A 25343-nucleotide genomic window follows, 5' to 3' on the forward strand; every position below is an offset into this window, starting at 1 on the left:
GGTCGGCAGCCCCGCTAAGCTGCGCACATGCGTTTCGGTGTGCTCGGTCCGCTGACGGTATGGACCGATACCGGCACCGTGGTGCCGATTCCCGGTGCGAAGGTGCGCGCGCTGCTGGCGGATCTGCTGGTCGCCGCGGGTCAGCCGGTGTCGGCGGATCGGCTCGTCAACGACATCTGGGCCGAGGATCCGCCGGGCAATCCGGCGGGCACGCTGGCCGCGAAGGCGTCGCAGTTGCGCAGGGCGCTGGAGGACGCGGAACCCGGCGGACGTGATCTGGTGGTGTCGCCGCCGCCCGGGTACCGGCTGGCCAGTGCCGAGGTGGACGCGCTGCGGTTCCGCTCGCTGATCGCCGCCGCGCGCGCCGCCGGCGATACGACCGCCCGCGTCGCGGCGCTCAGCGAGGCGCTCGGGTTGTGGCGTGGACCCGCGTTCGCCGATTTCCGCGATGCCGAATTCGCCAGGCCCGTCATCGCGCAACTCGAGGAGCAGCGTCTGGTCGCGGTCGAGGAGTTGGCCGAGGCGCGGCTGTCGCTGGGTGAATATCGGGAGGTCGCGGGCGATCTCGCTGTCTTCGTGCGCGAATATCCACTGCGCGAACGACTTCGAGCGGCATTGATGCGTGCGCTATACGGTGCCGGACGGCAAGCCGAGGCGCTGGCGAGCTATGCGGATCTACGCCGACACCTCGACGAAGAACTCGGTCTGGATCCGAGTCCGGAACTCGTCGCGCTGCACCGCTCGATCCTCGGCCAAGAGCTCGAGGTCGCCGGTCCGCGACCGGAGACCGTACTTCGTCGACGCAGTTCCAATATTCCGGCTCAGCGCACCGCACTGATCGGGCGCGACGAGGACGTGGCGCTGCTGCGGGCCACCGTATCCGAGACCAGGCTGGTGACACTCACCGGACCGGGCGGCGTCGGCAAGACCCGCTTGGCGCTGGCGACCGCGGCCGAACTGAACGAGCGCTTCCCGCAAGGCATTTGGCTGGTCGAACTCGCACCATTGCAGCCGAGCGCGACCGACGCCGCCTCGTGGCTGGCGGAGGCGGTCTCGCAGGTGCTCGGCATCCGTGCCACCGATGGCACCGATCCGACCGACCTGCTGTGCGAAGTGCTGGCCGACCAGGAACTGCTGCTGGTCCTCGACAATTGCGAACACGTCGTCGAACACGCGGCCGACCTGGCCGAACTCCTGCTCGGCGCGGCGCCCAACCTGCATATCCTGGCGACCAGCCGCGAACAGTTGCGGCTGCCCGGCGAAGATATCGTCGCGGTCGAACCCCTGGCCGTGCCGCCACCGGCCATCGACCTCGCCGAACTCGAACAGTCCAGTGCCGTACAGCTTTTCGTAACCCGCGCCCGCGCGAGCGACCGCGACTTCACCCTCGACGCCGACACCGCCGAACCCGTCGCCACCCTCTGCCGCCGCCTCGACGGCATCCCACTCGCCCTCGAACTGGCCGCAACCCGAGTACGCGCCCTCGGCGTACACGAAATGGTCGCCCGCCTCGACGACCGCTTCCGCCTGCTGGCCACCGGCCACCGCGGCGCCCCACCCCGACAGCAAACCCTCACCGCGATGATCGACTGGAGCTGGGACCTACTCGACGACACCGAACGCACAGTCCTGCGCAGACTCGCCGTACACGCAGGCGGCTGCACCCTCGAAGCCGCCGAAACCGTATGCGCCACAACCGTCATCGATGACGCCGCAGTCGACGCCCTCTCCCCACGCGGCCTCAGCACACAGATGCCCCGCAGCGAGCCCGCCTCGGACAACGCCGGTTTCGGTCAGAACCACCCCAGGAACGGCGGCGGCCTCGGCGCTGGGCTCACCCCCACTGAGCCACACGGCAATCGGACCGGTAACACCGGACCTACCGCGCGCCACACGACCGGGCCCGACGCAACCGCAGGTGACGCCGGTCTCGGTCAGGACCGCCCCGTGAACGGCGGCAGCATCGGCGCTGGACTCACCTCTACTGCGCCGCACGGCAATCGCGCGCATGGCACCGCGCCCACTACACGCCACACGACCGGGCTTGACACGGCCGCAGGTGACGCTGATCTCGGTCAGAAGCACCCCAGGAACGGCGGCAGCAGCGGCGCTGGACTCACCCCCACCGAGCCACACGGCAATCGGACCGGTGACACCGCGCCCACCGCACGCCACACGACCGGGCCCGACACGGCCGCCGATGGGCGCACTGCATTCGCAGCGGTCCGGCTCGATCGATCAATGGTCGCTGATGTGGTTGCGCGGCTGGTGGATCGGTCGCTGGTGCACACCGCCGGGCGGCGGTATCGCCTGCTGGAATCGGTGGCCGCGTTCAGCGTGGACCGGCTGGTGGAGGCGGGTGAACTCGAGGCTGTGTACCGCGCTCACCACCTGTACTACCTACGGCTCGCCGAGCAGGCCGAACCCGAGCTCTATGGTGCGGATCAGCAGCGCTGGTTGCGCCGACTCGACAGTGAGAGCGCGAATCTGCGTGCCGCACTGGATGGATTCGTGCGCGCGGGCGACGCGGAACACTCTTTGCGGCTGGTCAACGCACTGGCTTGGTACTGGCTGCTGCGCGGCCGCTTCGGTGAGGCGCGGCGCTGGCTCGCGGCCGCACTGGCGTTGAGCGGTTCCGAGCAGAGCAGGTCGCCCCAGGACAGTTCGGCCGGGCGCGACTGGGCTGACGAGGACTCAGGCCCGCACGATTCAACCCCGCACGATTCAGGCTCGCGCGATTCAACCCCGAGCGATTCAGGCTCGCGCGATTCAGCACCGCGCGATATGCGCCAGAGCGATACGCGCCAGGGCGATTCACGCCTGGGCAGTTCGGCGGAGTTGCGCGCGCGGGCGCTGGCGTGGGATCTCGGGTTCGCGTTCCAGCAGGGGGAATTCACTGATGGGGCGGCGCGGCGGGCCGAGGTGCTCGCTGCCTTCGACACCGTCGACAATCCGGTGGGGCGGGGGCGGGCGGTGTTGTTTCTTGCCTTCTCCGCCTTGGAATCCGGTGACCTCCCGGAACTGGAGGCCGTGATCGAACAGGCTCTCCCGGTCGGTGAACAACTCGGCGACCGTTGGGCCGTCGCGACCGCGCACGTGGCGCTGGCCAAGGCGGCGCACAGTCGGGTCGACCTGCCCGCGTTAGAGCATCATGCCCGCACCGCCGCTCGGATCTTCGCCGAAATCGACGATCGTTGGGGGCGCTTGCAAGCGGCCGAATGGTTGGGCGGGTTGGCCGAATTGACCGGTGATCTGACCGGCGCGATGGAAATCCATACCGAGGCATTGGGTTTGGCTCAGGAGCTGGAGCTGTGGGGTCAGGTCTGCACCCACCTCTGCTGGCTCGGGTGGATCCGCATGCAGCACACCGAATTCGACCACGCGGCCGCCCTAGCCGATCAGGCACTGCGCATTGCCACCGAACACGGCTACGCACCCGGCCGCCTATTCGCCTCCATCGTCGCGGCCTTCACCGCCCGCCGCGACGGCAATCCGGAAGTCGCCGAACGCATCCTGCGCGAATTGCTGGAGCTGACTCCGGCCGACGGCGAGGAAACGCCTCTGTTCCTCCCCATGCTCCAGGTCGAACTCGGCTATATCCTCGAACACCGCGACCCGACCGCCGCCCTCGCCCTGCACCTATCCGCCCTCGATGGCGCCCAGCGCATCGCCGCTCCCCGCGACACCACCTTCGCCATCGCCGCCCTCGCCGCCACTGCCACCGAACTGGGCGAATATGAAATCGCCGCAACCCTTTTGGGCACCGCCGAAGCCATCCGCGCCACCAACGACATCCCCCTCTTGCCCGCCGAACGCCCCGACATCGACCGCCCCACCGCCAAGGCCCGTGCCGCCCTGGGCGATTCCGCCTTCGCCACCGCCCACGCCACGGGCGCCGGCCTAACCCCGGCGCAAGCCAGAGACCTCGCCGCCTCGATCACCAACGAACTCAGCCCAGCTCAATCGGCTCCAGGGTATTGACGATCATTTCGAAGAACCGGTAGTGCCCGACCAACACACACAACTCCAAAACCTGCGCGACAGTGAGATAGCGGAGCAGTTCGACCCAGGTGTCATCGGAGAGGAAGTATTCGCTGTCGAGCTCATCGACAGCGCGGCACAGCACACGACACCGCGCACCGGCCTCCTCGTGGTCCCCGCTCGTGAAATCCCGCGTTTGCGGCCGACCAGCCCGTCTGCTGAGCGCGGTGGCGAGTTCACTCGAATCCACTGTGGCCCAATTGGCCGCAGCACGACCGAACATCCACAGGGCCACCCGCAAGAATCGATGCTCACCCAACAGGTGCCCCGCGCCCGGCCAGCACGGCCGCCGCGGATCCAGCCCGGTATCGAATCTCCGAGCCGGACGCCGTCGACGTCGCGGAATCGGCCCGGGCCCCGGGTTCGGCGTCGGCACAAAGAATTCCGCTGGCATTCCGGCACTTTCGAACAGCATTCCGAGCATTTCGTAATGCGCTGTAATGAAACAGATTTCGGTCAGCTCCGCATCCCGATAGCCGAATCCGACCAGCGCGTCCAGCGTGTCCGGGCCGATCGCGAGATCGTCGTGCAGCTCGTCGACGGCCCGCAGCAGCGCCGAACCTCGCGCATCCCAAAAGGGATCGGCCGGACCCACCCGGACCGCATCCAGGAATTCCCGCCCCTCCCTGATCCGACCCCACAACGCGTGCAGCGACCAGTGTGTGTAATGACCGGCATTCCAATTGGCCCGCAGCACAACGAGTTCCACGTCACGGTGACTCAGCCGCGCGAACACCCACTGCCCGAACTCCGCCGGGGCCTCCAACGCGTACAAGCTGGCCAGTAGCCGCGGATGCCGCGTACCGACCCAGAGTATTTGCGGCAGAAACGGGACCACCCGCAACCAGTGCCCCCGTGGCCGCACCCGCGGCACACCAGGGTTCGGCCAGCCCAATCCTGTACTACCCATCGGCCCGGCCTCCTCACATCCACGCTACGACCGCCGACGCCGGTACCCGTTAACCGTCGCGGTCAGGGGATGGGCAGATTCCGCCAACGTCGCGTGGCGGGCGCTTCGCCCTGGTAGAAGCCTTGCCTCACTGACTGTTCGGTAAGAACCGACACACGTTCTGTGACACGCCGCTCGACGGTCCCCGCGCATGCCGGTTTGAACCGCTGGCCGGGTCTGCCACGTGGACAATGCGAACAGCCCCACGGGCGGCCACACATCGAGGAGACCTATGAAACGACTGGGACCGTGGCTCACCCTGGCGGCAGTGGCCTTACTCGGCCTCGTCCTATTGGCCATCAATATGTCCAAGGACACCGAACCGTCGACGGCGAATACCAATACGGTTGCCACGACGCAGGCACCGCCGACCACCACCGCGCCGGCGGCAGTGCCCTTCCCGGGAAAGGCCGATTACGTAGGCAAGATTCCGCTCGCCTCCGGCGGCACCACGACCCTCGAGATCACCGTCGCGGGCGATAAGGCCATCGCCTATGCCTGTGACGGCAAGACGATCGAGTCCTGGTTGCGTGGCAGCGCGACGAACGGATCCTTGCAGCTCACCGGCAAGGACGACGCCCGACTGACCGGCGCTTACGACGGCAAGACGGTGCAGGGCACCCTCTGGATCGGCGGTAAGCAGTGGAACTACACCGCCGCTCCGGTGCAACCGCCCGCCGGACTCTATATCTACAGCGCGGCCGGGACCCGCCAGAGCTGGATCGTCGACGCGAACGGCGGGGTCACCGGCGTCCAGCGCAATCCGGACGGCTCGACCGCACCAGCGGTCACGCTCGCACCCGATGCGACGGCCGTAGTCGATGGCAAGAAGGTCACGGCGAACAAGGTAAGTGGTGGTGACAGTGTCGGCTGAGCGAGAAGCACCGACGGTCCAGGGGAATCCGAGCCGGGCATCGGCAGCGGCCATCGTCATCGCGCTGCTCGTCGGCGCGGCGGTCTCGGTATTGCTCGGTGTGTACGCGAAACAGCATGAGCCACGGTTCTTTTCGATCAATGTGGCCGGCTTCTCCAGCCCGTACGCGGTGAAGACCTGGCTGGCCACCCTCGCCACCGCGCTTGCGCTGTGCCAATTCCTTTCGGCGCTGGCCATGTACGGCAGACTCGACGCGCTTTTCGGGAAGGCTCCGCCGTGGATCGCCACCGTCCACGTGTGGTCGGGCCGTCTGGCCGTACTCGTCACCGTCCCGGTTGCGGTGCACTGCCTGTACGCGCTGGGTTTTCAGGACTACGAGAACCGCGTGCTCATCCATTCCCTGCTCGGCTGCTTCTTCTACGGGGCATTCGTCGCCAAGATGCTGCTGCTGACCCGAAAGGGCCTGCCCGGCTGGATCATTCCGGTCGCGGGCGGTCTGGTGCTGGCCGGGCTGACCGGCCTGTGGCTCACCTCGGCCCTGTGGTTCTTCCAGCACAACGGCATCACCTTCTGAACCTTCTGATCGGAGTCCGCCATGACCAACAATGATCTCGTCCTCAACCGCCGCACCGTCGTGATCGCGGGTGCGGGTGCGGCGGCCGCCGCGGCCGCGCTGACCGGGTGCAGCACCTACGGCAAGGACGACGCCCCCAAGGCCGACCCACCCAAGCCCGCCGCGGGCTCGCCCGGACCGAATGCCGGTGCCGGGCAACCGAATCCGAATGCCATCGCCACGACCGCCGAGGTGCCGGTCGGCGGCGGTGTCATCAAGGGCGATGTGGTGGTGACCCAGCCGAATGCCGGTTCGTTCGTCGGCCTGTCCTCGACCTGCACGCATGCGGGCTGCAAGGTTGCCACGGTGTCCGGCGGCACCATCAACTGCGCCTGCCACGGCAGCAAATTCGGCCTCGACGGCTCGGTGGTCAACGGCCCGGCCACCCAGCGGCTCGCCTCGAAAGCCGTGCACGTCGACGGCGATTCGATCGTGCTGGGTTGACCGGGCACAGCGCACTGCCGCGCGGTACGTCGACCGCGCGGCCTACCCCACCTCCAACGACTCAGGCGCCGCCGAACAGTTCGGCCATCCGCCGGTCCATCTCGTCCGGCGGGACGTCCTCGACGTGCGTGGCCACGGTCCATCGGTGGCCCCACGGGTCCTCGAACGCACCACTGCGGTCACCGTAGAACTGGGTCGTCATGGGGGTGAGTTCCTTGGCGCCCGCGGCGAGGGCGGCGGTGAAGGCGGCGTCGGCATCCTCGACATAGACGTACAGATTGACGGGGGTGCCGCCGACCGTCTTCGGGTCCAGGAAATCCATATCGGGGGCCGGATCGCCGACCATGACGAGGGAGTTGCCGAACATCAGTTCGCAGTGCGCGATCTTGCCTTCCGGTCCCGGCATGCGCATCCGCTCCGATGCGCCGAAGATGTGCTTGTAGAAGTCGATGGCGGCGGCCGCGCCAGCAATCGCCAACCCGGGCGAGACCACCGGATAGCCCTCAGGGATCGGTTTGACATCGGACATGGAATACCTCCGATCGAGGCGTTTGTCGGACAGGTGCGAGCCTATTCCTCGCATCCGGCGAAAAGGCCCGGATCGGCGCTTTGATCTAGCGAGCACGGCCTGAGTGTGGACCGGCGTCCGCCCTCATTCGTTCCAGATGACCTGCGTATTGATCGTCTGCTGGAGCATGCTCGCGCTGCGCGGATCGCGGTAGGCCTGATGCCCGCCGACGGTGATGGATCCGGCCACCGGCAGCGGCAATCCGAGGTCGACGGTGATCGTGCCCGCGCCCTGCATGACGTAATCCTTGATGTCGAGGGTGCCCGCGTTATTGGGCAGCGTCCACACCGGCGACTTCGGCTTCTGGGTCACCTCGAGTTCGATGGTCAGCCGGTCGCCGTCGCGCTTGGTCAGCGTCGCGGTGGTCACCTGGTCGAGCGGGACACCGCCGTCGACCTCCTGGCGCACCGTCCACACCGCACCCTCGCCGACGGGCTGGTCGGGGAAGGTGATCGAACGGTAGACCGCCTGATAGAAGGCCTGTTCCAGGGCCGCGCGGGCGGAATTGGAGGTGTCCGGTGAGGGGGCCAGGCGCAGCGCGGTGATCGCGCCGAGATCGCTCATATCGAATCCGGCATGCGAACCACCAGCGGCGGTGAGCGCCTTGGCCAGCGACGGATCCGGGGTGGAGACGGCGCCGAGGGTCAGCTCGACACCGTCGGCATCGGTCTGTGCGGTCATCGGAATCGTCAGCGCTGGCGTGGAGAAGTCGCTGGGCGGTTGATCATTGATCTGCTGCTCGATGTGGTGATCGGTACGCAGCGTCACCTGCTGCACCGTGCCCGCCGGATAGCCGGGACGCAGCAGCGACCGCGGCTCCTCACCCGCCGAGACGACGGTGGTGACCGCGGCCGAGATCGGCACGGTCACTTCCTTACCGATGCCCACCGGCTCGGTGCTGTCGGCTTCGACACGCGCGTCGGAGCCGTCGCTACAGCCGACGCCGAAGGCGGACAACCCGACCGCAAGCACCATCAGCAGCACACCCGAGCGCGCCATCCGGGGCATGTGGGGAGAAGACAACACCGTCACGAGCATCAGAGTACGACCGCTTCCTGAGTGTCAGCTGGGACATGCAGGTGACCGCGGGCGCAGGGCATGTCGTCACTCGAGAGATGATTGTCGACGTGAGTGACGACCGGCCGCCCGAGGACAGCACCGCCGATAAGGCAGCGCCGCCCAGCGACGACGCAGAAACACCGACGCCAACCGCCGATTCCGGGAAGTCGGCCGCCCCGCTGCGGCTACGCACCCTACTGATCATCGCCGCGGTGTTGCTCGGCCTGGACCTGCTCACCAAGACCATCGTCGTCGCGCAGCTGACCCCGGGCGATCCGGTGCCGATCATCGGCGATTTCGCACGGTTGTCGCTGGTCCGCAACCCGGGCGCGGCATTCTCGATGGCGACCGGCATGACCTGGCTGCTGACGCTCGTCGCCGCCGCCGTGGTGATCGGGGTCATCCGCATCGGCCGAACGCTGCGCTCGCTGTGGTGGGCCATCGGGCTCGGCATGGTGCTCGGCGGCGCGCTCGGCAATCTGGTCGACCGGCTGTTCCGTGCGCCCGGACCGCTGCAGGGACATGTGGTGGACTTCATCGCGGTCGGCTGGTGGCCGGTGTTCAACCTGGCCGACTCCTCGATCGTCTGCGGCGCCATCCTGCTGGTGGTGCTGACGGTGTTCGGTTTCGAGCCCGACGGCACTCGCACCGGACGCGACGGCTCCGACGAGACCGCGATCGGCACCACCGCGGACGAACCATCGCATAACGGCACCAACGGTGCGGCCGGCAGCAACAGCAAGGGGAATGTGGCATGAGCGAGCGCAGCGAGCGAATCATGTCACAGCGAGCATCGCTCATGCCGGAACCGAGCGCCAGCGAGGTGCAGGCATGAGAGAGACACGCACCATGCCCGTACCCGACGGACTCGACGGCATGCGGGTCGACGCCGGCCTGTCCCGGCTGCTCGGCCTGTCCCGCACCACCGTGGCCGCGCTGGCCGAGGAGGGTTCGGTACAGCTCGACGGCGTCACCGCGGGGAAATCGGATCGGCTCGTCGGCGGGGCCTGGCTCGAGGTCGAGTTCCCGGAACCGAAACGCGAACTCACCATCGTGCCCGAGCCGGTGGAGGCCATGAAGATCCTCTACGCCGACGACGACATCGTCGCGGTGGACAAACCCGTGGGCGTCGCGGCGCATACCGGCGTCGGCTGGACCGGGCCAACGGTGATCGGCGGACTGGCCGCGGCGGGCTACCGCATCTCGACCTCGGGTGCGCACGAACGGCAGGGCATCGTGCACCGCCTCGATGTCGGCACCTCCGGAGTAATGGTGGTCGCGCAGTCCGAGCACGCCTACACGGTGCTCAAGCGGGCATTCAAGCAGCGCACCGTCGATAAGCGGTATCACGCACTGGTGCAGGGACATCCGGATCCGAGCAGCGGCACCATCGATGCGCCGATCGGCCGGGCCCGCGGTGACGCCTGGAAGTTCGCGGTCACCGCGGACGGGCGACCGAGTATCACCCACTACGACACCGTCGAGGCGTTCCAGGCGGCGAGCCTGCTCGATATTCACCTGGAAACCGGTCGCACCCACCAGATCCGGGTGCACTTCTCCGCGATCCGGCACCCGTGCTGTGGTGACCTCACCTATGGCGCGGATCCGCGACTGGCGGAGCGGCTCGGGCTGGAACGTCAATGGCTGCATGCGCGTTCGCTCGGGTTCAACCATCCGAGCGACGGCCGGTATCTCGAGATCACCAGCGAGTACCCGGACGATTTGCAGAACGCCCTCGACGTGCTGCGCAATGGCTGACTCGATCCCTTTGCGCCGCATCGGCATCGCCGTTGCGGCCCTCGGGTTCGCGGTACTCGTCGTGGTACTCGGCGTGCTGATTCCGCCACGTCCGTCCGGCATCTCCACCGACCGGCTCGGCCCCGAACGGGGCGAGCCGGTCGCGGATTATCTTGTGCGGGCGCGGGATTCGCTGTCGGGCTCGGATGCCAGCGAGCACTGGGCTCTGGTGTCCTTCACCGAACCGCTTACCCCCGATCAGATTCCGGCGCACAGCGGCGGTCTGCGCATCGCCGCGGCCAGCCACCATGTGTCGATCCCCCGCGTGCACACCCCGATCGTCACCGTCCAACTCCCCGCGGGCAATGCCGTCGCCATCGCCTCCGCCGATAACGCCGCCTGGCAACTGCTGGCCCAACATCCCACCGACGATCGCACCAACCGCGTCACCACGGTGTCGGTGGCCCGCCTGCGCGCCGGATGCGCCTGCACCGTCGGTCTCGTGGTTCGCGGCCGACTCTCCGAACTCCGAAATCTGGCCGCCCAGAACGGGGTCCGCGCGGTCCAGGCTCTCCCCGCCGACGCGGTCGCGACCAGCTTCGCCATCGTCCCGCTACTGCCGGAGTACCAGGACATCGCCCTACCTGGCCCCGACGACGGCGCGGTTCCGGATCAGTAATCATCCGACGGCCACCAGACTGTGCTGCCCGCGAGCAGCGTGAGAGCGGGGACCAGGACCGAGCGGACGAGCAGCGCGTCGAGGAGAACACCGAACGCGACCGCGAAGCCGATTTGGGCAGTGGCGACCAGGGGCAGCGTGATCAGCACCGCGAAGGTCGCCGCGAGCACGATACCGGCGGAGGTGATCACGCCGCCGGTGACCGCCAGACTGCGCAGCATCCCTGTCCTGGTGCCGGTGCGCTGTGCCTCCTCCCTGGCACGGCTCATCAGGAAGATGTTGTAGTCGACGCCGAGGGCCACCAGGAACAGGAAGGTCAGCACCACCAGGCTGGGCTCCAGACCGTGGAATCCGAAGACGTGCTGGAATGCGAAAATGCTTGCGCCGAGCGCTGATCCGAATGACAGGACCACGGTGAGCACCAAGCCGATCGGCGCCGCCACCGAACGCAGCAGTAGCCCGAGAATAACGGTGACCACCAGCAGTACCAGCGGCAGTACCACCCAGTTGTCATGTGCAGAGGCATCCGCGACATCGAGATTCGCCGCGCTCGCACCGCCGACCACGGTCCCCGCGCCCACCTTCGGCAGTGTCGCGCGCAGTCGCTCGATGGTCGCGATTTCGCCCTTCGAATCGGGTTGATCCACCGGGATCACGACGATCTCGGAGAAGGTCGGGCCGGTGCGGCCGTCCTCGGCGACGCCGACACCGGGATCGGACCGCACCGCGCGCAGCACGTCGGTGTGGAATTCGTTGCGCGCCATGATGATCAGCGGCTGACCGGCGCGCTCCGGGAAGTGTTCGGCGATCAACGTCTGGCCCGCAACCGATTCCGGTGTCTCGATAAACCGATCGGCCTGGGACAGTGCGCTCGTATTTCCGAACCATCCGAGCGTCAGCAAGAGCAAGACCACGATGGCGGCGCTCGACGCCGCGCCCGGGCGGCGAGCGATGGCCGCGCCCAACCGATCCCACACCCCCGCACGTGGCACCAGGGCTTCGGCGTTCGGATGGGGAATCCGCGGCCAGAACACCCAGCGGCCGCACAGCACCAACAGCGCGGGGAAGAACGTCAGCATGACCGCCAGCGTGCACAGGATCGTCGCGGCGCCAACCGGTCCCATACCGGAGGTGCTGCGCATATCGGCGGCGAGCAGGCACAGCAGCGCGACGGAAACCGTTGCCGCCGAGGCGATGATGGCAGGCGCGGCAGCGCGTAGCGCCGCCGCCATAGCCGTCGCCGGTATCGAATGCCGGTGCAGCTCTTCGCGATACCGCGCGACGATCAGCAATGCGTAGTCGGTGCCGACGCCGAATGCGAGCACGGTGAGCAGTCCGGAGGTCTGGTCGTTCACGGCGACATCGAAGAGCTGCACCTGTCCGTAGACCACCGCCATCGAGATGGCGTCGCCGAGCGCCACCGATAGCAGCGGCAACAACCACAGCACCGGACTGCGGTAGATCAACAGCAGCAGAATCGTCACGACGACCACGGTGAACAGCAGCAGGCGCGAATCGACGCCCTCGAACGCGCCCTCGAAATCGGCTTGGGCCGCAGCGGGTCCGGTGACCTGCACGGTCAGCCCATCGGGGTGCTCGCTGACCATCGCGCGCAGATCGTCGATGTATTCGGTGGGTTTGCCGTGGGACTGGCCGACGGCCAGCGAGTACAGCAGGACCGTGCCGTCGGGCGAGGTTTCGCCGGGCGGCATCGCATCCGTGTCGCTGCCGAATCGCCGGTTGAGCGAGGCGAATTGGCGTTCAGCCGCAGCGCGGTCGGTCGGTGTCAGGCCGCCCGGTCTGGAGTACGCCACAGTGAACAGGTTGGTGGTCCCGCCGGGCAGAGTGGCATCGATTTCCGCGACTGTCGTCGACTGTGCCGATGCGGGCAGGTATTCGGTCGCCTCATTGGATTTCACGCCGTTCAGTCGACCCGCCAGCGGCAGCAGGGCCGCCAGCGCGGCGATCCATACGACGATCACCAGCGACGCCCGAGTCCGCGCGCCCATCCACTGTCTCCTCGATCCGGTCATGGGAAGCAGCGTCGCGAGATTTCGGGCGGTGCGCGTCCGCCCGTGGCGGGCTCTTGTGAATACTCCGCACGGAGTACGCATGACCCGGGTCAGCGGCGCACAATGGCTGGAATGGGCACGCGATTGCGGAGGGATGGCGCGATCACGCTGGCCGTGCTGCTGGTGCAGTTCGGCTGGGCGCTGCTCGCACCGGAGAAACATCCGCTCGACGCGCCGGGCGCGCTGCTGCTGGTGCTGGCGACGGCCCCGCTGCTCCTGCTACGCACCGCCTCGCTGCCCGCCTTCCTGCTGCATGTGGCGCTGGCGATTCCGTACCACGCGCTGGACTACCCGCACGAGGCGTTGACACCGGCCACCATGGTCGCGCTGTTCGCGGCCGCCCGCTACGGCAATCGACGACGCACCGCGGTGGTCATGCCCGCGGTCATCGTGGTCGCGCTGCTGTGGACCATCGTGCTGCGGATCGACGATGACACCAGACCGGTCTACGCGGTCGGGGCCACCGGGTGGATCGTGGTGGTCTGCGTCGCGGGTGAAGCGGCCCGGTTGCAGCAGGCGTACCTGGCCGAGGTGATCGACCGTGCCGACCGTGCGGAGAACACCCGCGAAGAGGAGGCGCGTCGTCAGGTCGCCGAGGAGCGGTTGCGGATCGCCCGCGATCTGCACGACCTGCTCGCCCACACGATCACCCTCATCCAGGTCCAGGCCGGGGTCGCCGCGCACCTGATCACCGAGCGCAAGGCCGAACCCGCGACGGTGCTCGGCGCACTCGACACCATCACCGACGCCTGTGCCGACGCCCGCGCCGAACTCACGGCCACCGTGGGGGTATTGCGCGCGCCTCTTGCCGAATCCCGCGCGCCGCTACCCACTCTCGCCCAACTCCGGGGGTTGGCCGAACCGGCCGAAGCCGCAGGCGTCACTGTGGAATTCACCGTGAACGGCGCGGTACGCCCACTCGCGCCCGCCGTCGAAATGGTCGGCTACCGCATCGTCCAGGAAGCGCTCACGAACGTGGCCAAACATTCAGCGGCGAGCCGCGCCCTGGTCGAACTCGACTACCGGACCGACCGCCTGATTATCCGGATCTTGGACAACGGCCGCGCAGGCCCCGCCGCTACAACAGGATTCGGCATTCGCGGCATGCGTGAGCGGGCCGAGGCGATCGGCGGCACACTCGAGACCAGCACCCTTGCAGCCGAATTCGGCACTACTGCATCAAGATCGGCTATCTCGACACCCGAACCCACCGGCACTGCGGCGCCACTCGCCCCCACCACATATCGATCCGCGCCCACCGCACCGGAGCCCGGCGTCACCACCACAGGATCGGGTGGCCCGGCACCCGCATCCACCAGAACCCCAGCGCAATCAGCAAGCACAGCACCCGAACTCGACATCACCACCACAAGATCCGGTGGCCCGGCACCCACATCCACCAGAACCCCAGCGCAATCGGCACTCACGACACCCGAACTCAACATCACTCCAGCAGGATCCGGCGTGCCGGCATCCGAATCCGCCAGTACTCCAGCGCGATCCGCCGTCGCTGCGGCGCGCTTCACTAGTGCCTCTGCGCAATTGGGCAGCGCCGCCGCTGGATTCGCGGTGACGGCGGAACTACCGGTCGCTGCGATAAACGCCGAGCGGATCGGCACGGACCGGGGTGAGGCATCGACGACAGCCGATGCGCACGGGCGGCCCGACCCGGCCGCAGTGCATATCGAGGCGGCTGTAGCCGATTCCGCGGGTGGTGCGGCATGATCCGCGTACTACTCGCCGACGACCAGACCCTGGTGCGCGCGGCATTCGCCATGTTGGTCACCTCGGCCGCCGATATGGAAGTCGTCGGTGCGGCCGCCAGCGGTCGCGAGGCCGTGGCCCTGGCGCGCAGCACCCGCGCCGATGTCGTCGTGATGGATATCCGCATGCCCGATCTCGACGGAATCGAGGCGACCGAGCGGATCGCCGCCGATGAAGACTTGGCCGGTGTGCGCGTGCTGGTACTGACCACCTACGACACCGACGACAATGTGCTGGCCGCGTTGCGTGCCGGGGCAAGCGGATTTCTGATCAAGGACACCAAACCCGCCGCCCTGCTCGATGCCATCCGCACGGTGGCGGCGGGTGAGGCATTGCTCTCGCCCAGCGCGACCGCGGCGGTGATAGCCCGGGTTCGGTCGGTGCCGGATCCCGTGCCGCGGCCCGCGCTTGGCACGCTGACCGAACGCGAACTCGACGTGCTGGTACTGATCGCCCGCGGGCTGAACAACGCCGAGATCGCCGAAACCCTGGTGCTGAGCCCGCTGACGGTCAAGACGCACGTCAGCCGGATCCTGGCGAAAACCCTTGCCAGGGACCGGGTTCAGCTCGTCATCGCGGCCTACGAGGCCGGACTGGTCAATCCGGCAGTGTCACAACACCATCCAGGTATCGGCGGCAGCGGCCGGTGAGCAACACCCGGTCACCCGCGAGCTCGCAACGCAGGCTGCCGCCGCGCTGGGACAGCTGACGTGCGCTGAGTTCGGTGCGGCCGAATTCGCGGCTCCACAGCGGAACCAGTTGTGCGTGTGCCGATCCCGTCACCGGATCCTCGACCACACCGAGATCGGGTCCGAAGACGCGGGAGACGAAGTCGACGGTATCGCCGGGCGCCGTGATCACGGCATCGAACGCCAGCGGCGGGAAGGCCGCGAAGTTCGGCCGCGCCTCGCGCACCTCCCGTTCGGAGCCGAGGACGATCACCTCGTCGAATCCGGTGTACGCGCGCACCGGGCGCACGCCGAGCGCGTCCACCAGCGCGGGATCGGGCGCGATCTCCTTGGATTCCAGGGCGGGCAGGTCGAGTACGTATTCGTCGTCATCGGTGCGGTCGACGTGCAGCCAGCCGCTGCGCGTGAAGAAGCTCACCCGGTCCTCGCCCGGGTGGATGTCCTCGAGGATCTGCGCGGCCGCGGCCATGGTGGCGTGGCCGCACATGTCGACCTCCATCGTCGGGGTGAACCAGCGCAGGTGACAGGCGGGCCACTCCCCCGGCGGTCCGCCCGCCTCGACTGGTAATTGCGAGGTGTAGAAGGCGGTCTCGGCGAGGTTGTTCTCCTCGGCCAGGCGTTGCATCAGCTCGTCCGGCAGCCAGGTGGGCAGCGGCATGACCGCGGCCGGGTTGCCCGAGAACGGTGCGTCGGCGAACGCGTCGATCTGGTGCAGCAATACCTCCATATTCGAAAAGGTACTCCAACACCGAATGATCCCTTCGCACAAGGTATCTCGCGGCGCGGCAAGTCACCCGTCCAGTTCTTCAGGCGCTCCCGCCCGGTGAACTCGGAAGTAGCGTGTGCTTCTCGCCCTGACCGGCGGCGGCGATCCACCAGGCGGCCTCGACGAGCACGATGCCGACGGCCCCGCAGATGAACGCCGCGGTGGTGAGCCCGAGATTCGAGGGGTCGAGTTTGAAGAAGTGCCTGGTGAACGGGATTGTGAACAACAGCACATAGGCGGTGACCGAGGCGCCGATGAGCACCACCTTCCACCACACATACGGCCGGGCGACGATGGCGAGCACCCATACCGCGATCATGATCAATGTGATCAGCGCCGTGGTGCCCGCCTGCTCCTTGTGCTGCTCGGGGGTGGCGTACGAACCGGCGTAGGTGATCAGGTAGGCGACGAAGGTGGCGACGCCGATCACCACACCGGACGGAATCGCCAAACGCATGACGCGCGAGACGAATCCGGAGCGGGCGCGTTCGTTGTTCGGGGCCAGCGAGAGGATGAACGCCGGGATGCCGATGGTGAACCAGGCCGCGATCGTGACATGCCTCGGCAGGAAGGGATAGTCGACCGATTCGTAATCGAAGATCCGCGAGCCGACACCGGCGATGCCGATCAGGAAAGCGAGCACCACCGAGTAAACGGTCTTGGTGAGGAACAGATTCGAGACCCGCTCGATATTGCCGATCACCCGGCGGCCCTCGCCGACCACATACGGCAGAGTGGCGAACTTGTTGTCCAGCAATACGATCTGGGCCACCGCGCGGGTGGCCGGACTGCCCGAGCCCATTGCCACGCCGATATCGGAATCCTTCAGCGCCAGGACATCGTTCACACCGTCGCCGGTCATGGCGACGGTGTGGTCGCGAGACTGCAAGGCGGCCACCATGGCTCGCTTCTGATCCGGGCGCACCCGGCCGAAAGTGGTCTCGTGCTGCAGCACGTCGGCGAGTGCGTCGCGGTCCTCGGGCAGTTCGCGGGCGTCGACCGCGTGCTCGCCGCCCGGCAGATCCAGCGAGGAGGCCACCGCACCGACCGAGACGGCGTTATCGCCGGAGATCACCTTGATCGAAACATTTTGGCTGGCAAAGTAATCGAGGGTTTCGCGGGCATCGGGCCGAACCTTCTGCTCGAGTACGACCAGTGCCGCGGGATCGACAGTGCCGGGCGCGTCGGCGGCGTCGACGGGACGGTCGCTGCGCGCGAGCAGCAGGATGCGCAGACCCGATGAGCCGAGTTCCTCTGCGACGCGGGCATCTTCGGAGCTCGGATCGAGCAGCACATCAGGTGCGCCGAGCAGCCAGTCGCCGTGCTCGCCATAGGAGAAACCGCTCCACTTCTTCGCCGAGGAGAACGGCGCGACCGCGGTGTGCCGCCAATTCGGTTTATCGGTCAGCTCTTCACCGATCGCCTGCACGCTGGCGTTCGGGCGCGGATCGTCGGCGGCCATGGCGGCCAAGGCCTGGCGCACCTCGGCGTCGTCGAATGAGCCCAGCGTCTTGATATCCGACAGGCGCATCCCGTTCTCGGTGAGGGTGCCGGTCTTATCCGCACAGACCACGTCGACCCGGGCCAGGCCCTCGATGGCGGGCAGTTCCTGCACCAGACACTTGCGCCTGCCCAGTCGCACCACGCCGACCGCGAACGCGACCGAGGTCATCAGCACCAGCCCCTCGGGCACCATCGGCACCAGCGCCGCGACCATCCCCGTGACCGCGGGTCGCCAGGTCTCACTATTGCTGGAGAACAGCTGGTTGTAGATGCTGAGCAGACCGGCCGGGATCAGCAGGTAGGTGATGACCTTGAGGATGGTGTCGATACCGCTGCGCAGCTCGGACTTCACCAGCGTGAACTTGCTGGCCTCCTCGGCCAGTTTGGCCGCGTAGGCGTCCTTGCCGACCTTGGTCGCGCGGTAGGCGCCGGATCCGGAAACGACGTAACTGCCCGACATCACCGCCGCGCCGATCGGCTTGTCCACCGGATCGGCCTCACCGGTGAGCAGCGATTCGTCGATCTCGAGCAGCGCCGATTCCTCGACGGCGCCGTCGACGACGATCTGGTCGCCCGGACCGAGCTCGATCAGATCGTCGAGTACGACCTCCTTCGGCGCCACCTCGAGCGACTGGCCGTCGCGGCGTACGGTCGGCTTGGCCTGGCTGACGATGGCCAACTGGTCCAGGGTGCGCTTGGCGCGGACCTCCTGGATGATGCCGACCGCACTGTTGGCGATGATCAGCAGACCGAACATGCCGTCGATGATCGAGCCGGTCGCCAGCACCAGGATGAACAGCACGCCGAGGATGGCATTGATCCTGGTGAAGACATTGGCACGGACGATGTCGCGCACGGATCGGCTCGCCCGGTCCGGCACGTCATTGGTCAGCCCGTCGCGGCGACGTTGCTCGACCTCCGCCGCGGTCAGCCCGGTGACGGCCGTTTGGGGCACGGTAATCGACATGACCGCCAGGCTACCGAGAACTACGGTCGGTAGCGTGCAGCGAAGCAGGACGGTCCCCGGCGTTGTGTTCGGTACGGGCGCATTTCTGATCTGGGGACTGTTCCCCGCGTACTTCGGGTTGCTGGCCTTCGCCAATCCGGCCGAGGTGGTGGCCCAGCGAATTCTGTGGACATTGGTGCTGGTGCTCATCGTGCTGGCGGTATCCGGGCAGCTCGGCGGGCTGCGCGGGATCGCCGCGAGGACCTGGCGGATGGCGGCGGTGGCCATCGCGGCGCTATCGATCAACTGGGGCGTGTACGTCTACGGCGTCACCTCCGGACATGTGGTGGAGTGCGCACTCGGATACTTCATCAATCCGCTGGTGACGGTGGCATTCGGCGTGCTGATCTTTCGTGAGCGGTTGGCCAGGGCGCAGTGGGCCGCACTCGGGCTGGGGGCGCTGGCCGTCGCGGTGCTCACCGTCGACTACGGCAGGCCGCCGCTCATCGCGCTGACACTGGCCTGTTCATTCGCCACCTACGGGCTGGTGAAGAAGGTCATACCGCTGGACGCGCTGCACGGGATCGCGGCCGAGGGTTTGGTCGCCGCACCGTTCGCGTTGGCGTTCGTGATCATGTTCGCGGTGACCGGGCGCAGTGAGTTCGCCAGTGGCATCGCGCATTCCGGGTTGATGATCTCGACCGGTCCGGTCACCCTGTTGCCGCTGTTGCTGTTCGCCGTTGCCGCGCAACGGGTTCCGCTTTCGACCATGGGGCTGCTGCAGTACCTCACTCCTGCGCTCCAGATGGCCTGGGGCGTGGCAGTCGCGCATGAGCCCATGCCCGCGTCGCGGTGGGCCGGTTTCGCGCTCATCTGGGCGGCGCTGGCCATCTTCACCGCCGATGCGCTCGCGCGTGGTCGGCGCGGGCGCCACGCTGCCCGGGCCGCGGCGCCCGAACCGTCGGCGACCGAGCACGGCTGAGCTCTTCCCAGCCCTGGCTTCGTGGTGAGGCCACAGATTTGCGGGCAATCACTTGTCGATACCGACAGGACGGAATTGCCCTGGTCCTCGGGTACATTTGCCGCGATCACCGCAGGAGGCGGAAGGTTTGTTGATGCTGGACGATGCGCAACTGGATCGGGCGGCGGGCGTGCTGCTCGGCACCGCGACGGGCGATGCGCTCGGGGCGGGCTACGAATTCACGTGGCCGGGAACGCATGTCGCGATCGATATGATCGGCGGCGGGCCGTGCCGGTGGGCGCCGGGACAGTGGACCGATGACACCTCCATGGCGATCGCCATCGCGCTGGCGGCCGATAAGGGTCCCGGCATCGACCTCGACGCGGTGGCGGCCGGATTCGTCCGGTGGTTCGATTCCGATCCCCCCGATATCGGCGTCCAGACCCGTGCGGTGCTCGCGGTGCGCCCGCGCTCGGCCCGGGAGATGCAGACGCAGGCCATGTCCTTGCACGGCAAGACCGGCGGCAACGGTTCGCTGATGCGTACCGCACCGGTCGCCCTCGCCTATCTCGGCGACGCCGAGGAATGCGTCCGCATGGCCGGTGCGATCGGCGCGCTCACCCATCACGACCAGCAGGCCATCGAGGCCTGCAAGATCTGGACCTCCGCCATCCGGCACGCGGTGCTCACCGGAACCTTCGACGGTGTCCGCGCGTTCGTCGACGCCTCGCCCAGCGCCGCCTACTGGACCCACCTGCTCGACCAGGCCGAATCCGGTACCCCGCAGGACTTTTCGAATAACGGCTGGGTCGTACACGCCCTGCAGACCGCCTGGTGGGCCATCACCACCGCCGACTCCTCCGGTCCCGGCCACCTGCCGCATGCCCTCGAACTCTGTGTCCGCGCGGGCGGTGACACCGATACCACCGCGGCCATCGCGGGCGGCCTCCTCGGCGCCCGCTGGGGCGCCACCGCCATCCCGCACCGCTGGCGCCAACTCCTGCACGGCTACCCCGGTTTCACCGCCGACGACCTCACCACCCTCGCCACCCGCATAGCCACGAACAGCTTCACCCGGTAATCTCCCGCCACCGACCTCGGGCTGCTGTGGTGAACGTGGTTGCCGCCACGCAGGCGCCCACAGGTGCGCCGACCGCGATCAGTAGGCGGTATTGATGTGCCCGGGAGTCCAGAGGCCGGAGTGGTCATGCTGGGTGATGTCGGGTTTCGCAGCGTCGGCCTTGGGGTCGATGCGGGTCAGTTGTTGCAGTTCGCCCCAGTCTCGGCGCCAATCCTGGTCGAGGTAGGTGGCCAGGGTCCGGGGGCGCAGGAGCATGTTGGACCAGCCGAGGGGGCCGCCGCCGTCGTGGCTTTGCCAGAGGGTGGTGATCTCGGCGCCGGGGCGGTCCGGGAGGATGCGGTAGGCGGGGACTTCGGCGATATTGTCGTGGTGGTCGTAGGGGCGTTGATTGGGGAATTGAAGGCCGACCATCCAGTCGGTGAGAACCGGGACTTGCGAGCCGACAACGTCGTTCAGCGTCCTGGTCTGCGGGACGCGGGGTGGGGTGACGGCGAGCCACTGCTTGGGGTTGCGGTCGCGGTCGATGGCGACGATGCGGATCACGTCCGCGCCGGTGGGGATTTCGGTGAACGGCACGCGCAGATTGCGCCAGGACGGCGCTGGCCCGATATCGATCGGGGAGACCTTGCCCATCGGCTGCGCGGTGGTGGCGGAATCGGTTGCGCCGTATTCGATTTCGAGGGTTTGCCCCTGGGTGACGATGCCATCGGGGTCGACCGATCTGATCCGGCCCGCCGCGGTGAGCGCGATGATGCCGGTGCGATCGCCGGGTTCGGGCAGCCGGTACCAGCCGGTGGTCAGGTCGGCGGGGCCCGCGTCACCGGAACCGTAGCTGCCGAGCACCGGTGTGGTCGCCGGGTTCAACCCGAAAGGCAATGCGGCGGTGGCGGTTCCCGCGGTGTTCTCCGAGGCCGACTTGCTGCTCAACGCGTCGGCGATACTGCCGGTCGGACTCGAATCATCGTCCGGTCGCAGATCGGCGGCCACGCCCGCACCGGTGAATCCGGTCCCGGTGCCCGACAGCGTGCTCACCGCGTCACCGGTCAGCGGCGGCAGCATGCCCGCATTCGGATCGGTTTCGACCAGCACGTGACCGGCCAAACCGGCCGTCTTACCCGTCAGCGCTTCGATATTCGAGCGCGCCAGCGAGAACGCCGGCCCCTGGGCGACGGCCGCCTTGGCGAAGGAGCCGACATCCCAGACGACGAGCAGCGCCAGCGCGATGGTCAGCGGCGGCAACACCGACACTCGCCAGGCGAAGCGGGAAACCTTGTGCGGGGTACCAGGTTCCGGTGAGTGCACATGCCACCAGGCGGCGACGGCGAGCAAGACGGCAGTGGCCAGCAGCAACAGCTTGTTGAGCTCGACCCCGGCGACCACCGGTGGCTTATCCCACCACGGAATGCCGTAAGACGAGACATACCACCACTTATTGGGCCCGGAGAAGACCAGCGCGAGCAGGAACGCGACCGCCGCGGCGAACAGGGCGCGGTAGCGCGGCGCGCGCAGCACCCGTGGCGCGACGGCCATGGCGGTCACCATCGCGACGGCTCCGGCCACACCCGCGTAGACGCCGAAGTGATGGGTCCACTTGGTGGGCGTGACCATGATCAGCAGCAGTGCGCCGAGGGTGACACCGAGGATGCGCCGGGTCGGCCCCGCGGCGGTCAGCGGGATCCGACCGCCCTTGCGCAGCAACACGAGTACGCAAACAATGAGTCCGGCGAACAGCGCGAGCACGCCGATCCGGCGACCGACAGAGCCATCGGTCTCGCCTTGGAACAGGTACTGGTAGCGCAGATAGTCGTTGAACCACTCGACATCCGGGCCGACGATGTGATGGATGCGCTTCATCTCGAACATCGCCGCCAGCGGCTGATCGGCGAACATGATCGCCAGTGCCACGGTACCGGCGGCGAGCAGCGGGGCGAGCAGTGTCAGGTAACCGACGATCCGAGCGCGCCCCCGAGTACCGATGCGCGCCATGATGATTCGCGCGACCGGCCGCAACCCGGCGAGCAGCGCCGCGATACAGATGACACCGGACGGCCCGGCCGTACAGGCGAAGGCCGCGACCAGGATCGCGAATCCGGCGGGCAACAATCGCCTGGTCGCGATGGCACGCTCGACCAGACACCAGGTCAGCAAAAGTCCGAGCGCCACCGGCGGTTCCGGACGCAGCCCGTTGTCATAGGCCAGCCAGATGGTCAGGAAGCCCAGCGCACCGGTCCACATCGCGATGCTGTTGTGCCGCACCGCGACTCCGAGCCGAGGCGCCACCTCACGACTGAGCAGCAGCCACATCAGCACACCACAGAAAAGCGCGGGCAGTCGCACCCACGGGCTGGCGGTGCCGATCTCGGTCATGATCCGGATCAGGTCGTAATACGGTGTGCCGACCGGATTCTCGGGCACTCCGAAGTAGGCGAAGTAGTTGGCCATATAGCCCGCCACACCCGACGCGCGCGCCATACCGAACTGATAGCCGTCATCGGAGGTCGTCGACCCGATGAAATACCAGACCACCATGGTGCCGAGCACCACGCCGTCGAGCAGCGAGAACGTCCACCAACGCTGCGGCAGGAAGCGGCGCACCCGCCGGCCGTCCCGCCGATCGAGCCGGTACAGCGCGATCAGCGAAACAATCGTGCACACCACCGTCAGCCAGATCGCCGCCCGCTTGAGCGGAGTGGGCGTGGACGAGAATCGGGTGTCGAGTTCGGCAGTGACACGCGCTCCGTCCGCCGCCGCCAGATCGCTGAAGACACCGACCATCTGCGGCCGGTAGTCGCCATTGAGCACCACCGGGAATCCGGGCGTCTCGAATCCGACCAAGGTCGCGGTGGCCCTGGTGTTATCGGCGTGCACCGTGAGTTCACAGCCCGGAACCAGTTCCGAGACCGGCACACTGAGCAACGCCTGATTGCGCAGCACCACATCCAGCCGCGCCGGGCTATCCGCCCCCGCCTGCACGCGGGCGAGGAATCCGTATCGCTCGAGATCCGGAGCGCCGTTGGGCCCGGTCGCCGCGAGCGTGCCGCCCTTGGCGCTGAGCTGGTTGATCGCCGTGCACGGCAGGGTGGCGTCGAAAGTCAGTGGCGCATAGGAGATCAGCGGCGCCTCGATACTGCGCGCGGAACCGGCCTGCGGCCAGCTCAGCGTGGCCGCGTCCACGCGCACCGGCAGCAGCGGCACCGCCACCGCGAACAGTGCGCCCAACAGGCCCGCGATCAGCGCGATCGGCCCGGCCCAACCCCCACGTCTGTTCGATTGTGCCGTCCCGGGTTCGGATTCCTCGACGGACGGCTGCCCCGCCCACACCATCGTGTCAGCCACGGGGCCTGATCCTAACGGTTACCATTCCGAACGAAAGTTCTTGCTGGTGTCCAGCTTTGATTCTCAGCAAGCGCACAGCTGTCGCGGCCGACGCCGGACTTGCCCGGGTCGGCCGCGACTGACGTTTTCGAGCGACCTGCAAGCAGTCGCTACGACGCCGGCATCAGCTGCAGGCCACCGACTGCTGGCCGAGGTTGCTCAGCATGGTGCAGGCCCACGCCTTCTGGATCTTCCACTTGCCGTCCTCGGCGACGAACGGCACGTCGACGATGTTCTCCTGGCCGTTGAGCACGACCTTGGCCTTGGCGTTGACGCTATCGCCGAAGCTGGTCACATCGGTGACCGTCATAGTGACGTTGGCGCTCTTGACGGCCTCGGCCAGACGGTTCGGCAGTTCCGGGTCGGCCTGGGCGCCCTGCACGCCGTCCAGCTTCTCCGAATTCGGTACCGACGGGTCGAGCGCGCGCTGGAGCTGAGTGTTCAGCTCCGCGACGGTGGGGACCGGCGGCAGGTTGGTGTTCGCGCTGGCCGAGGCCTTGGCGCTGGTGCTGGTCTTCGCGGCCGGCTTGCTTTCTTTGTCATCGCTGCAGGCGGTCATGCCGAGGGCGGCGACGACGGCCAAAGCGGCGATGGCGATGCGTCCAGTCTTACGAAGCTTCAACTGCTCGTCCTTTGCGTTCGAGTAGGTACATGTCGTTCCACCAACGGCAGCCGTCACCCGAACCGGCAACGCTGCACGAATGACCCAGGCTACCTGTCAGCGGAGACTGCCGAGCGGATCCGCCCGGGACAGACTGATGTCGTCGGCGGCAAAGGTACGCGCCGGACCGGGCCCTGTCGAGCTGGTCTCGAACCGAACGGTAACCACACCGAGCCCGGCCCCCTGCACCCACCCGTGTCCGAATTCAGGATGCTCCACGTCCATCCCTGGATACCACACCATCGCCTTCCGCAACGCCGAATCGCCCTGAGCTGCACCGACGCTCACCCCCGCGACCACAGAAACCCGCTCCCCTCCGGCCGCACCGAATCCCGTCCCATTGTCCTCCGCCCCCGTGCCATGCGCACCGAGCGCCGTCTCGACGCCCGCCCGTCCACGCGAAGGCCCCGGACCGTGGGCCACCCCAACGCCCGCAAGTTCGCCCGGAGCCCCCTCACCGCCTGCGTGTCCACCCGAAGCCCCCGGACCGTGCGCCGCCTCGCCTCCGACCAATCCACTCGAAGCCCCCGCCCCAAGCGCCGCCTCATTGCCCGCCCGTCC

19 protein-coding genes and 1 pseudogene are annotated in these 25343 nt (G+C 67.7%); 11 read left to right on the forward strand and 9 right to left on the reverse strand.

The window, feature by feature from the left end; genetic code table 11:
• Window positions 1–27 precede the first annotated feature (27 nt).
• On the forward strand, window positions 28–3981 hold the full coding sequence (locus ACHQ4I_RS10810) for an AfsR/SARP family transcriptional regulator (protein ID WP_420771556.1): 3954 nt from the start codon (window positions 28–30) through the stop codon (window positions 3979–3981).
• Here ACHQ4I_RS10810 and ACHQ4I_RS10815 read toward each other — a convergent pair.
• The gene (locus ACHQ4I_RS10815; protein ID WP_420771557.1) at window positions 3950–4951 is read right to left on the reverse strand and encodes a carboxymuconolactone decarboxylase family protein; all 1002 of its coding nucleotides are present in this window, start codon (window positions 4949–4951) and stop codon (window positions 3950–3952) included. The genes ACHQ4I_RS10810 and ACHQ4I_RS10815 overlap by 32 nt on opposite strands.
• A gap of 271 nt (window positions 4952–5222) precedes the next feature.
• On the opposite strand from ACHQ4I_RS10815, the gene ACHQ4I_RS10820 reads away from it, so the two are divergent.
• Genes ACHQ4I_RS10820 through ACHQ4I_RS10830 form a run of 3 tightly spaced genes read left to right on the forward strand, consistent with a single transcriptional unit; the run spans window position 5223 to window position 6921 of the window.
• Window positions 5223–5864, forward strand: a complete 642-nt coding sequence (locus ACHQ4I_RS10820; RefSeq protein ID WP_420771558.1) for a hypothetical protein — start codon at window positions 5223–5225, stop codon at window positions 5862–5864.
• Window positions 5854–6438: a DUF6529 family protein gene (locus ACHQ4I_RS10825; RefSeq protein WP_420771577.1), complete on the forward strand. Its 585-nt coding sequence runs from the start codon at window positions 5854–5856 to the stop codon at window positions 6436–6438. The genes ACHQ4I_RS10820 and ACHQ4I_RS10825 overlap by 11 nt, the downstream gene beginning before the upstream one ends.
• Before the next feature lie 21 nt (window positions 6439–6459).
• Complete coding sequence (locus tag ACHQ4I_RS10830; protein WP_420771559.1) at window positions 6460–6921, forward strand: Rieske (2Fe-2S) protein; 462 nt, start codon at window positions 6460–6462, stop codon at window positions 6919–6921.
• 61 nt (window positions 6922–6982) lie between these two features.
• Here ACHQ4I_RS10830 and ACHQ4I_RS10835 read toward each other — a convergent pair whose 3' ends face one another.
• On the reverse strand, window positions 6983–7450 hold the full coding sequence (locus tag ACHQ4I_RS10835; RefSeq protein WP_420771560.1) for a VOC family protein: 468 nt from the start codon (window positions 7448–7450) through the stop codon (window positions 6983–6985).
• 123 nt (window positions 7451–7573) lie between these two features.
• The gene (locus ACHQ4I_RS10840) at window positions 7574–8527 is read right to left on the reverse strand and encodes a hypothetical protein (protein ID WP_420771561.1); all 954 of its coding nucleotides are present in this window, start codon (window positions 8525–8527) and stop codon (window positions 7574–7576) included.
• 89 nt (window positions 8528–8616) lie between these two features.
• Here ACHQ4I_RS10840 and lspA point away from each other — a divergent pair, with 89 nt between their 5' ends.
• The 3 genes from lspA (at window position 8617) to ACHQ4I_RS10855 (ending at window position 10964) form a co-directional block, all read left to right on the forward strand.
• Entirely contained in the window at window positions 8617–9306 is a 690-nt protein-coding gene (lspA, locus tag ACHQ4I_RS10845) for a signal peptidase II (RefSeq protein WP_420771562.1), read from the forward strand.
• A 73-nt stretch (window positions 9307–9379) separates the two neighbouring features.
• Window positions 9380–10306, forward strand: a complete 927-nt coding sequence (locus ACHQ4I_RS10850) for an RluA family pseudouridine synthase (RefSeq protein ID WP_420771563.1) — start codon at window positions 9380–9382, stop codon at window positions 10304–10306.
• On the forward strand, window positions 10299–10964 hold the full coding sequence (locus ACHQ4I_RS10855) for a hypothetical protein (protein WP_420771564.1): 666 nt from the start codon (window positions 10299–10301) through the stop codon (window positions 10962–10964). Before ACHQ4I_RS10850 ends, ACHQ4I_RS10855 begins: the two co-directional genes overlap by 8 nt.
• On the opposite strand, the gene ACHQ4I_RS10860 is transcribed toward ACHQ4I_RS10855, so the two are convergent.
• The gene (locus ACHQ4I_RS10860) at window positions 10958–12973 is read right to left on the reverse strand and encodes an MMPL family transporter (RefSeq protein ID WP_420771565.1); all 2016 of its coding nucleotides are present in this window, start codon (window positions 12971–12973) and stop codon (window positions 10958–10960) included. The genes ACHQ4I_RS10855 and ACHQ4I_RS10860 overlap by 7 nt on opposite strands.
• Before the next feature lie 135 nt (window positions 12974–13108).
• Here ACHQ4I_RS10860 and ACHQ4I_RS10865 point away from each other — a divergent pair, with 135 nt between their 5' ends.
• Window positions 13109–14761, forward strand: coding sequence for a sensor histidine kinase (locus tag ACHQ4I_RS10865; protein WP_420771566.1), 1653 nt, complete (start codon window positions 13109–13111; stop codon window positions 14759–14761).
• Window positions 14758–15450: a response regulator gene (locus ACHQ4I_RS10870; RefSeq protein ID WP_420771567.1), complete on the forward strand. Its 693-nt coding sequence runs from the start codon at window positions 14758–14760 to the stop codon at window positions 15448–15450. The genes ACHQ4I_RS10865 and ACHQ4I_RS10870 overlap by 4 nt, the downstream gene beginning before the upstream one ends.
• Here the strand turns inward: ACHQ4I_RS10870 and ACHQ4I_RS10875 are convergent.
• Window positions 15398–16216 carry a PhzF family phenazine biosynthesis protein gene (locus ACHQ4I_RS10875; protein ID WP_420771568.1) on the reverse strand — a complete coding sequence of 273 codons (819 nt, stop codon included), beginning with the start codon at window positions 16214–16216 and terminating at the stop codon, window positions 15398–15400. The genes ACHQ4I_RS10870 and ACHQ4I_RS10875 overlap by 53 nt on opposite strands.
• Before the next feature lie 79 nt (window positions 16217–16295).
• Window positions 16296–18725: an HAD-IC family P-type ATPase gene (locus ACHQ4I_RS10880; protein ID WP_420771569.1), complete on the reverse strand. Its 2430-nt coding sequence runs from the start codon at window positions 18723–18725 to the stop codon at window positions 16296–16298.
• Here ACHQ4I_RS10880 and rarD point away from each other — a divergent pair.
• Window positions 18724–19686: an EamA family transporter RarD gene (gene rarD, locus ACHQ4I_RS10885; RefSeq protein ID WP_420771570.1), complete on the forward strand. Its 963-nt coding sequence runs from the start codon at window positions 18724–18726 to the stop codon at window positions 19684–19686. The genes ACHQ4I_RS10880 and rarD overlap by 2 nt on opposite strands.
• A gap of 130 nt (window positions 19687–19816) precedes the next feature.
• Window positions 19817–20746 carry an ADP-ribosylglycohydrolase family protein gene (locus tag ACHQ4I_RS10890; protein WP_420771578.1) on the forward strand — a complete coding sequence of 310 codons (930 nt, stop codon included), beginning with the start codon at window positions 19817–19819 and terminating at the stop codon, window positions 20744–20746.
• A gap of 78 nt (window positions 20747–20824) precedes the next feature.
• On the opposite strand, the gene ACHQ4I_RS10895 is transcribed toward ACHQ4I_RS10890, so the two are convergent.
• The 3 genes and pseudogenes from ACHQ4I_RS10895 to ACHQ4I_RS10905 all read right to left on the reverse strand — a co-directional run.
• Window positions 20825–24082: an arabinosyltransferase domain-containing protein gene (locus tag ACHQ4I_RS10895; RefSeq protein ID WP_420771571.1), complete on the reverse strand. Its 3258-nt coding sequence runs from the start codon at window positions 24080–24082 to the stop codon at window positions 20825–20827.
• 163 nt (window positions 24083–24245) lie between these two features.
• Window positions 24246–24743 carry a WKL family lipoprotein gene (locus ACHQ4I_RS10900; RefSeq protein ID WP_420771572.1) on the reverse strand — a complete coding sequence of 166 codons (498 nt, stop codon included), beginning with the start codon at window positions 24741–24743 and terminating at the stop codon, window positions 24246–24248.
• Window positions 24744–24839: 96 nt separating this feature from the next.
• Window positions 24840–25343 (reverse strand): annotated as a pseudogene (locus tag ACHQ4I_RS10905) (hypothetical protein); the annotation flags it as partial.

The organism is Nocardia nepalensis (assembly GCF_048910785.1).
Classification (GTDB): Bacteria; Actinomycetota; Actinomycetes; order Mycobacteriales; family Mycobacteriaceae; genus Nocardia; species Nocardia nepalensis.

What these genes read in the sequence shown, in the direction of transcription:
- ACHQ4I_RS10855 (WP_420771564.1), top strand. Translation starts at nt 10,299, where the DNA reads ATGGCTGACTCGATCCCTTTGCGCCGCATCGGCATCGCCGTTGCGGCC.
- rarD (WP_420771570.1), top strand. Translation starts at nt 18,724, where the DNA reads ATGACCGCCAGGCTACCGAGAACTACGGTCGGTAGCGTGCAGCGAAGC.
- ACHQ4I_RS10875 (WP_420771568.1), bottom strand. Translation starts at nt 16,216, where the DNA reads ATGGAGGTATTGCTGCACCAGATCGACGCGTTCGCCGACGCACCGTTC.
- ACHQ4I_RS10860 (WP_420771565.1), bottom strand. Translation starts at nt 12,973, where the DNA reads ATGGGCGCGCGGACTCGGGCGTCGCTGGTGATCGTCGTATGGATCGCC.
- ACHQ4I_RS10820 (WP_420771558.1), top strand. Translation starts at nt 5,223, where the DNA reads ATGAAACGACTGGGACCGTGGCTCACCCTGGCGGCAGTGGCCTTACTC.
- ACHQ4I_RS10815 (WP_420771557.1), bottom strand. Translation starts at nt 4,951, where the DNA reads ATGGGTAGTACAGGATTGGGCTGGCCGAACCCTGGTGTGCCGCGGGTG.
- ACHQ4I_RS10870 (WP_420771567.1), top strand. Translation starts at nt 14,758, where the DNA reads ATGATCCGCGTACTACTCGCCGACGACCAGACCCTGGTGCGCGCGGCA.
- ACHQ4I_RS10830 (WP_420771559.1), top strand. Translation starts at nt 6,460, where the DNA reads ATGACCAACAATGATCTCGTCCTCAACCGCCGCACCGTCGTGATCGCG.
- ACHQ4I_RS10865 (WP_420771566.1), top strand. Translation starts at nt 13,109, where the DNA reads ATGGGCACGCGATTGCGGAGGGATGGCGCGATCACGCTGGCCGTGCTG.
- ACHQ4I_RS10850 (WP_420771563.1), top strand. Translation starts at nt 9,380, where the DNA reads ATGAGAGAGACACGCACCATGCCCGTACCCGACGGACTCGACGGCATG.
- ACHQ4I_RS10880 (WP_420771569.1), bottom strand. Translation starts at nt 18,725, where the DNA reads ATGTCGATTACCGTGCCCCAAACGGCCGTCACCGGGCTGACCGCGGCG.
- ACHQ4I_RS10835 (WP_420771560.1), bottom strand. Translation starts at nt 7,450, where the DNA reads ATGTCCGATGTCAAACCGATCCCTGAGGGCTATCCGGTGGTCTCGCCC.
- ACHQ4I_RS10840 (WP_420771561.1), bottom strand. Translation starts at nt 8,527, where the DNA reads ATGCTCGTGACGGTGTTGTCTTCTCCCCACATGCCCCGGATGGCGCGC.
- ACHQ4I_RS10810 (WP_420771556.1), top strand. Translation starts at nt 28, where the DNA reads ATGCGTTTCGGTGTGCTCGGTCCGCTGACGGTATGGACCGATACCGGC.